1 protein-coding gene is annotated in these 700 nt (G+C 70.0%); it reads right to left on the bottom strand.

Going from position 1 to position 700, the window contains the following annotated elements; translation table 11 throughout:
• The coding region (locus C1J01_RS48450; RefSeq protein WP_235855174.1) for a DUF1015 domain-containing protein at positions 1-555 on the bottom strand (555 nt) is incomplete at its 3' end.
• Positions 556-700: the final 145 nt, after the last annotated feature.

Raw genomic sequence — 700 nt, 5'->3', positions numbered from 1 at the left:
GGGCTGGGTGGTCGGGGAGTCGGCGGGTGGCTGTGAGAGGGCGCGGGTGGCGCGTTCCTGGCGTTGGAGGACGCGGTACGTCGCGTACCTGTGGTGGCCGTCGGCGATCAGGGCCTGGCGGTCGTGCAGGTCGGCGTTGATCGCGGCGATCTCGGCCGGGTCGGTGATCGCCCAGAGGCGGTGCGTGAGGCCGTCTTCGGTGAGGGCCGACACGAGAGGGGCGCGCGTGGAGGCCACCTCGTCCACCAGTCGGGTGGCGGTGCCGTCGCGGCCCTCATAGAGGAGGAAGATGGGTTCGAGGTTGGCCTGGGTGGTGCTCATCAGGGCGAGCCGGTCCGCGATGGGGCCGGGGACGACGTCCTCGTGGGGGAGGATGATGTGCTCGCCCGGGTCCACCAGGCCGACGTCTCCGATCAGGCCGCGTTGCAGGACGCCGGGGCCGCTCTGTTCGTATACGTAGAGGGCCGGCTCGGGGTCGGGCGCGAGGACGCCGGAGTCCAGCCACGCCCTCAGGGTGTCGCGAGCCTCGGTGTAGCGGCTCTGCAGCGGTACCACCTCATGTCCGGCTTCCCCTTGAGCGTCCCGTGCGGCTGACCCTTCAGCGTCCTGGAGGGCTTCCGGGTGGGTGGTTGTTGCGGTTTCTCCCTGTGTGTTCGGTTCTGGGAGCGTCTGGGTGGTGGAGGGCTGGCTGTCTCTTATA

It is taken from the genome of Nonomuraea aridisoli, from assembly GCF_003236395.1.
Classification (GTDB): domain Bacteria; phylum Actinomycetota; class Actinomycetes; order Streptosporangiales; family Streptosporangiaceae; genus Nonomuraea; species Nonomuraea aridisoli.
The sequence above is the reverse complement of the archived record's forward strand: the minus strand, read 5'-3'. Positions and strand labels throughout refer to the sequence as shown.